The organism is Rhizomicrobium sp., from assembly GCF_056722145.1.
The window spans coordinates 1-7878 of the sequence record NZ_JBWZET010000242.1 but is presented as its reverse complement, the minus strand read 5'-3'; the positions used below and the strand labels follow the sequence as shown (position 1 = coordinate 7878).

The window sequence follows — 7878 nt, the reverse complement described above, 5'->3', positions numbered from 1 at the left end:
CGATGTGAAGGCCGCCGTCGCCGAAACCGATCTTGCTCAAGGCGTGCTGAAGCTTTCGATCGGCAAGAAGAAGCACGTCCTGGTGAAGCCGGTCTGAGCAGAGCTGGCCGGGCGGCGGCTTGATCGTTTTGGCAAGGCGGCCATCCATACCGCTCCGCCGCACAAAAATCGAAAAATCGAATTCAAATCCCGTTAAGGCCCTGACACCACAGATCAATCGCCTTATTAGGCCGGTTCCGGAAGAACGCGATTCACGCGGAGACGCGGAGCGAGCGAGGCATCTTTTTTTGCCGCGTATTCTGCCCCCGCGGGTTCAGCCCCCGCGGGTTTTGCCCCCGCGGGTTCTGCCCCCGCGGGCACTCTCTTTTCTGCCCCCGCGGGTTCTGCCCCGGCGGCACTCTCTTTTCTGCCCCCGCGGGCACACGGGTCTCGCCACCGGCACGAAGACCGTGGGGGAAGTGGCCCGTAAGGGCCGAAGAGGGCTCTATTTGCCGGAATCGAATTCGAATCCCTTTAAACAGAACCCGAACCGCTTGCCCCACAAACAAATTCGCTTCTGTTTGCGATTCACTAGCACACGCAGAAGCGCGGGAACCGCAATTCGCTCTCAGAATCATTCGCTCTGGTGAAACAGCCGGCGGACAGAACACAACGCTCTGTAGATGTAAGAGCAAGACGGCCAGTTTCAAGGGAATACCACCTCGCGCTCCGTTTCATTACGCCAGACTTGGTTTAGGACGTCAGGAACAACAATCTTTCCAAAATCAAAAAGAAACGCCGTGCACGCGAAACAACTCTGAAGAACTCTACTGAGCTTGCGCGCGCATGCCGCGGTGCGAGGGGTTGTTGACTAAGGCAGCATGCATCGAGGGGCTCGAGGGGCTGACCAATGGAAGATCATGATCTTCTCGAATTCGATAAACTGAAAGACGAACAGATTGGGCGCCTCACGTATCGTGACACGCTGTTTTATTTCACGATGACAATCATTGGCGGCGGCTTGGCTATCGTAAGTTCAAGCGCAAAGGATCAGGCAGTCGACATCCTGCTAGCGCTGCCGTTTGCGATATTTATTGCTGGCGTCGCACATATCACATGCGACCGGCGCATTGAGGACATCGGAATATATATTCGAGATGTTCTTGCTGTAGCAATTGCGGAAAAAAGAAACCTGTCACCGAAAAATGTGTTTTCCTGGGAAATCCATTTTCGAATGGCCCCGCTCCATAGGGCTCGCAAGAGACTTCAATTTGCGGCCAATTTGCTGCTGTATTCTTTGTCTGGCATTGCCATTCTATTCTTCTACCTTCTGCTGAAGCCCAACCCTCATTTAAGCCGCGTTTTGAAAGGGAACGCCCCACAAATCAATTCATCGACGCTAGTTCAGTCCCTTACAGGACAGATTGGCGGCATTGACGTTATAAAAAACATATCGTCCGTGTACGAATTCTTTGCACTATGTTTTGGCTTTGCAATGATGTTGACGATGGCTGGGCTTTTGACGTGGTTTTCGCGTGTGAAGTGGACACAAATATCGAAACAAGAACGCGCGCGCCATCGACTTCGCTTATTGATCGTCCTGGTGGCCATGGGGACGGCTGCGGCTACAGTTACATTGTGTTCAGGCTACATCGCGAGCTTGTTTGACATCCAATTCACAAGACTACAGATCTATGGTGTTGCAGCAGTTGTCGCGTCTATCGTCGGTGCGATGGTGCGAAAATTCACTCATCGCTAAGCCCCCTTCGTCCTCCGCTGCCGCTTCGCTGCATCGGATGACACTTCCCCCGCGGTTTGTGTGCGGGGGTGAGAGTCTTGTGCCCGCGGGGGCAGAAAGGGGCGGGGTGTTCGTTTGGCGGCGTGGGTGCGCCCGCCCGGCTTCGCCGGTCGACCTCTCTCCCCCGAAGTGGATGTGCCAGACGTCAGCACCCCCTCACCCAGCGCTGCGCGCTGACCTCTCCCCCGAAGTGGGGGCGAGGTGGAGGTGTGGCGCGCGTCGGCGCAGCCCCCCACCCGACGCTGCGCGTCGACCTCCCCACAAGGGGGAGGTAAGCTAACCCCCTGCGCCCGCTAGCGTTCTGGCGTCTCGCCTGCTATGGTTTCGCACTTGAGTCTGACGGAATCCATCTCAGCAGAATCAAGGACTTACCGGGCGCTGTGGGGGCGGCCGGGCGATCAACATCCAGACGGGCGGCAGCCATGAAGATCAACGTCGAACGCGGAGCCTTCCTCAAGGCGCTCAGCCACGTCCAGAGCGTCGTCGAGCGGCGCAACACCATTCCAATCCTCTCCAACGTCATGGTGGAAGCCGCCAAGGGCCAGGTGAAGCTCACCGCTACCGACCTCGACATCGAGATCGTCGAAGCGCTGCCGGCCGACGTGCTGCGCAACGGCGCCGCCACCGCCCCCGCCCACATGCTCTACGACATCGTCCGCAAGCTGCCCGATGGGGCGCAGGTGCAAGTGGAGCTGCTCGCCGGCGACGCGGGCCGCCTGCAGGTTTCGGCCGGCACGGTGCGGTTCGAACTCGCCTGCCTGCCCAAGGAAGATTTCCCGGCGATGGCGGCCGGCGCCCTGCCGCACCGCTTCAAGCTGGCGGCCGACGACCTCAAGCGGCTGATCGACAAGACGCGCTTCGCCATCTCCACCGAAGAGACGCGCTTTTATCTCAACGGCATCTATGTCCACGCGGCGAAGGACGGCAAAGCGCCGGCCCTGCGCGCGGTCGCGACCGACGGCCATCGCCTCGCCCGCTTCGAACTCGAGCTGCCCGAAGGCGCCACCGACATGCCGGGCGTGATCGTGCCGCGCAAGACCGTCGCCGAGCTGCGCCGCCTTCTGGATGATGCCGATGGGGCGATCGAGATTGCGCTGTCGGACACCAAGATCCAGTTCGCCTTCAACGGCGTCGACCTGACGTCGAAGCTGATCGACGGCACCTTCCCCGATTACCAGCGCGTGATCCCGTCGGGCAACGACAAGGCGCTGTCGCTCGTAGCCAAGGATTTCGGGCTGGCGGTCGACCGCGTCTCCACCATCTCCGCCGACAAGACCCGCGCCGTGAAGCTGGTCATCGCCAAGGACAAGGTGACGCTGACCGTGGTCAATCCGGAAAGCGGCACCGCAACCGAAGAGCTGGCGGCGAACTATTCGGCGACATCGATCGAGATCGGCTTCAACGCCAAATACGTGCTCGACATCACCGGCCAGATCGAGGGCAAGGCGGTGCGGTTCCTGCTCTCGGACGCGGGCTCGCCCACCGTGATCGAAGACCCCGAAGACGCCCGCACGCTCTACGTCCTCATGCCCATGCGGGTGTGAGCACCACCTGTCATCCCCGGCCGTAGCGCGCAGCGCGAAGGGAAAGGGGACCCAGGTGATCGAGCAGCGTGGTCGTTGAAGGCGGGCACGGAGCCATATTTCGACGGCGTCTTGCCGGTTGGACCTGGGTCCCCGTTCTCCTGCTTCGCCTTCGGCTTCGCAAGGCCGGGGATGACATTGAGTGTGTGAATGGAAACTGAGCGTCAGGCTGAAATGCGCGCGGAGCGGGACGTCCGGCTCGCGGTCACGCGCCTGGCGCTGACCAATTTCCGCTCTTACGCCAGCGTCGAGCTGATCGTCAGTGGACGGCCGGTGGTGCTGGCGGGGCCGAACGGCGCCGGCAAGACCAATGTGCTCGACGCCATCTCGCTCTTGGCGCCCGGCCGGGGCCTGCGCGGCGCGAAACTCTCCGAACACATCCGTCGCGGCCCGTCGGCGCCCTCCGACGCGCTGTGGGCGGTGGCGGCGAGTGTCATGCGCTCCGGCGAGACCTATCAAATCGGCACCGGCCTGACGCTCGGCCCTGGCGGCGGCGAGCGGCGGCAAGTGCGGCTCAACGGCGTGCCGGCGGCCTCCCCCGATCTCGGCGATCTCGTGCAAATGACCTGGCTGACGCCGGCGATGGACCGGCTGTTCTGCGAAGGCGCGAGCGCGCGGCGCAAATTCATCGACCGGCTGGTGCTCGGCTTCGATCCCGGTCACGGCCGCCGCGTCGTGCGCTACGAAACCGCGATGCGCGAACGCGCCAAGCTGCTCAAATACGGCCCGCGCGATCCGATGTGGCTCGATGGGCTGGAAAAGGAAATGGCCGAGGCCGGCGCGGCGATGGCGGTGGCGCGCGGCGAAACCGTGGCGCAGCTCAACACCATGCTCGCCGAGCGCGGCGAAAAGGGCGCATTCCCGCAGGCGCAACTGGCGATGGAAGGCGAAGCCGACGTGCTCCTCGCCGAATTCGGCCCCGACGCCGAAAGCCGCTTGCGCGATCTCTTCGCCCGCACCCGCATTGCCGATGCCGAAAGCGGCCACACCGTTTGCGGGCCGCATCGCTCCGACCTCGCCGTCCGCCATGTGGTGAAGCGCGCCGACGCCCGCGAATGCTCCACCGGCGAGCAGAAGGCGCTGCTGGTTTCCATCATCCTGGCCGATGCCTGGGAGCTGTCGCGGCTGCGTGACGGCCGCGCCCCGCTTCTCTTGCTCGACGAAGTCGCCGCCCATCTCGACAGCCGCAGAAGAGCCGCATTGTTCGACGAAATCCTTGCCCTCGGCGCCCAGGCCTGGATGACCGGAACCGACCTGTCGCTGTTCGAAAGCCTCAGCGCCCGCGCCGATGTTTTCACCGTTGACAACAGCCATTTCGGGCTTATGGACACCCCATGATCTCGTGGAATTCGTACCTGATCTACTGCACGCTGTACGCGATCTGCATTGCCGTGCCCGGCCCCGGCGTGATCGCCATCGTGGCGCGCTCGCTGGGCTCAGGCTTTCGCTCCTGCGTGCCCGGCGCGATCGGCGTTCTGGCCGGCGATCTCGTCTGGATGACACTGTCAGCCTTCGGCCTCGCCGGCCTCGCGAGCGCGCTGGGAACGGGTTTCCTGATCATCAAATATGCGGGCGCGCTTTATCTCCTCTACATGGGCTATAAGTACTGGACTGCCGAGGTGAGCGAGATGCCCGAGATCGTGCCCGCCACGGCGAGACAGAGTTTTTTCAGCCATCTGTCGGTCACGCTCGGCAATCCCAAGGCGATGGGATTCTTCCTGGCGCTGTTTCCGCAGGTGATCGATTTGCGGCATCTGAATGGGGTCGGATACGCCCAGCTGGTGGCGGCGACGGCGGTGCTGATCCCCGCGATCATGCTCGCCTACGCGGGCGCAGCGGCGCAGGTGCGCAGCTTCCTCACGAGCCGGCGGGCTCGCAAAAACATAAACAGAACCGCGGCGGTCATCATGGTCGGTGCCGGCGCAGGAGTGGCGGTGAGCTGATGAGCGAAGAAAACAACGACGCCCCCAACGGCGGCGGCAACGGCAACAGCGGATCGTCCGATTACGGCGCCGAGAGCATCAAGGTATTGAAAGGCCTCGACGCGGTGCGCAAGCGCCCCGGCATGTATATCGGCGATACCGACGACGGCTCCGGCCTGCACCACATGGTCTACGAGGTCGTCGACAACGCCATCGACGAGGCGCTGGGCGGCTATGCCGACCGCATCGATGTCATCCTCAATCCCGACGGCTCGGTGACAGTGCGCGACAACGGCCGCGGCATCCCGACCGACATCCATCCCGAGGAAGGCGTGTCGGCGGCCGAAGTCATCATGACCCAGCTGCACGCCGGCGGTAAGTTCGACGACAACGCCTACAAGGTCTCCGGCGGCCTGCACGGCGTCGGCGTCTCGGTGGTCAACGCCCTGTCGGAATGGCTCGACCTGCGCGTCTGGCGCGACGACAAGGAACACTACATCCGCTTCGCCCACGGCGATGCCGTGGCGCCGCTGAAAGTGGTGCAGGAGGCGCCCGGCAAGCGCGGCACCGAAGTGACCTTCCTCGCCTCGACCCAGACCTTCACCAAGACCGAATACGATTTCGGCACGCTGGAACACCGGTTGCGCGAACTCGCCTTCCTCAATTCCGGCATCGTCATCTATTTCACCGACAAGCGCGGCGTCGAGCCCAAGGAAGTGAAGCTGCATTACGAAGGCGGCTTGGAACAGTTCGTGAAGTTCATCGATCGCGCCAAGACCGCGCTGATCGCCGCGCCCGTCTGCATGAGCGCCGAACGCGAAGGCATCACGGTGGAAGCCGCGCTGACCTGGAACGACAGCTATCACGAGACGATGCTGTGCTTCACCAACAACATCCCGCAGCGCGACGGCGGCACGCATCTGGCCGGCTTCCGCGCCGCGCTGACCCGCGTGGTGACGAAATACGCCGATGAAATGGCCTCCAAGAAGGACAAGGTTCAGCTCACCGGCGATGATTGCCGCGAGGGCCTCACCTGCGTCTTGTCGGTGAAGGTGCCGGACCCGAAATTCAGTTCACAGACGAAAGACAAGCTGGTCTCCTCCGAAGTGCGCCCCGTGGTCGAAAGCGTCGTGCTCGACAAGCTCGGCGACTGGCTGGAGCGCCATCCTTCGGAAGCAAAGAGCATCGTCGGCAAGGTGGTGGAAGCCGCCGCCGCCCGCGAAGCCGCCCGCAAGGCGCGCGAACTGACCCGGCGCAAGAGTGCGCTCGACGGCGCCTCGCTGCCCGGCAAGCTCGCCGATTGCCAGGAACGCGATCCCTCCAAGTGCGAACTCTTCATCGTCGAGGGCGAAAGCGCCGGCGGCTCGGCCAAGCAGGGCCGCAATCGCGCCAACCAGGCGGTGCTGCCGTTGCGCGGCAAGATCCTCAACGTCGAGCGCGTGCGCTTCGACAAGATGCTGTCGAGCCAGGAAATCGCGATCCTGATCACCGTGCTCGGCACCGGCATCGGCCGCGAGGAGTTCAATCCCGACAAGCTGCGCTATCACAAGATCATCATCATGACCGACGCCGACGTCGATGGCGCCCATATCCGCACCCTGCTCTTGACGTTCTTCTATCGCCAGATGCCGGAGCTGATCGAACGCGGCCACGTCTACATCGCCCAGCCGCCGCTGTATAAGGCGGCCCGCGGCAAGTCCGAGCGCTATCTGAAGGACGAGCGCGCGCTGGAGGATTATCTCATCGGCGAAGGCACCGCGGGCGCCTCGCTGAAACTGCACACCGGCGAAGTCGTGACCGGCGCCGACCTTACCGCCATCGTCGAGAAGGCGCGCTCCACCGGCGCGGCGCTGGCCAATTTCCCGCAGCATTATCCGCGCTTCATGCTCGAGCAGGCGGCGATCGCCGGCGCCATGAATCCCGACGTGCTCACCGATCCCGACAAGGCGCGGGAAGCGGCCGACTATATCGCGCGCCGCCTCGATCTGTTGTCGGACGAGACCGAACGCGGCTGGCAGGGCGAACCGACCAGCGACGGCGGCCTCAAATTCTGGCGCGAAGTACGCGGCGTGCGCGAGATGGTGGCGATCGACGGCGCCCTGATCGGTTCCACCGACGCGCGCAAGCTCGACCGCATGACCGACGATCTGAAGAACGTCTATCTCAAGGTCGGCCAGCTGACGCGCAAGGACGAAACGGTGGAAGTGCGCGCGCCGAGCGAACTGCTCAATGCGATCTACGACTGGGGCCGCAAGGGCCTCAGCCTGCAGCGCTACAAGGGCCTCGGCGAAATGAACGCGTCGCAGCTGTACGAAACCACGCTCGACGAAAACGCGCGCACGCTGCTGAGGGTGAAAGTGGAACACGCCGACGACGCCGACGACCTCTTCGCCAAACTGATGGGCGAAGTGGTCGAACCCCGCCGCGAATTCATCCAGGACAACGCGCTGTACGCGACGCTGGACGTGTGAGGGAAGCGCCTATTCGTGCAGGCCCTGTCATCCCCGGCCAAGTGGCGCGAGCAAATGCGAGGGCCGCGAGGAGAAGGGGATCCAGGTGCCTGGACGCGCCAGATGTGAGAAGCTTGGCACAGGGT

At 63.1% G+C, this 7878-nt stretch carries 5 protein-coding genes; all 5 read left to right on the top strand.

Annotated elements, in window-relative coordinates:
* Nucleotides 1–889: 889 nt before the first annotated feature.
* The 5 genes from AC1P6P_RS13140 (at nucleotide 890) to gyrB (ending at nucleotide 7753) form a co-directional block, all read left to right on the top strand.
* Nucleotides 890–1738: a hypothetical protein gene (locus AC1P6P_RS13140; RefSeq protein ID WP_481402898.1), complete on the top strand. Its 849-nt coding sequence runs from the start codon at nucleotides 890–892 to the stop codon at nucleotides 1736–1738.
* 461 nt (nucleotides 1739–2199) lie between these two features.
* Nucleotides 2200–3321, top strand: coding sequence for a DNA polymerase III subunit beta (gene dnaN, locus AC1P6P_RS13135; protein ID WP_481402897.1), 1122 nt, complete (start codon nucleotides 2200–2202; stop codon nucleotides 3319–3321).
* 189 nt (nucleotides 3322–3510) lie between these two features.
* Nucleotides 3511–4698, top strand: coding sequence for a DNA replication/repair protein RecF (gene recF, locus AC1P6P_RS13130; protein WP_481402896.1), 1188 nt, complete (start codon nucleotides 3511–3513; stop codon nucleotides 4696–4698).
* Complete coding sequence (locus tag AC1P6P_RS13125; RefSeq protein WP_481402895.1) at nucleotides 4695–5303, top strand: LysE family translocator; 609 nt, start codon at nucleotides 4695–4697, stop codon at nucleotides 5301–5303. Before recF ends, AC1P6P_RS13125 begins: the two co-directional genes overlap by 4 nt.
* The gene (gene gyrB, locus AC1P6P_RS13120; protein ID WP_481402894.1) at nucleotides 5303–7753 is read left to right on the top strand and encodes a DNA topoisomerase (ATP-hydrolyzing) subunit B; all 2451 of its coding nucleotides are present in this window, start codon (nucleotides 5303–5305) and stop codon (nucleotides 7751–7753) included. Before AC1P6P_RS13125 ends, gyrB begins: the two co-directional genes overlap by 1 nt.
* The last annotated feature ends 125 nt before the right edge of the window (nucleotides 7754–7878 follow it).

What these genes read in the sequence shown, in the direction of transcription:
- AC1P6P_RS13140 (WP_481402898.1), top strand. Translation starts at nt 890, where the DNA reads ATGGAAGATCATGATCTTCTCGAATTCGATAAACTGAAAGACGAACAG.
- dnaN (WP_481402897.1), top strand. Translation starts at nt 2,200, where the DNA reads ATGAAGATCAACGTCGAACGCGGAGCCTTCCTCAAGGCGCTCAGCCAC.
- recF (WP_481402896.1), top strand. Translation starts at nt 3,511, where the DNA reads ATGGAAACTGAGCGTCAGGCTGAAATGCGCGCGGAGCGGGACGTCCGG.
- AC1P6P_RS13125 (WP_481402895.1), top strand. Translation starts at nt 4,695, where the DNA reads ATGATCTCGTGGAATTCGTACCTGATCTACTGCACGCTGTACGCGATC.
- gyrB (WP_481402894.1), top strand. Translation starts at nt 5,303, where the DNA reads ATGAGCGAAGAAAACAACGACGCCCCCAACGGCGGCGGCAACGGCAAC.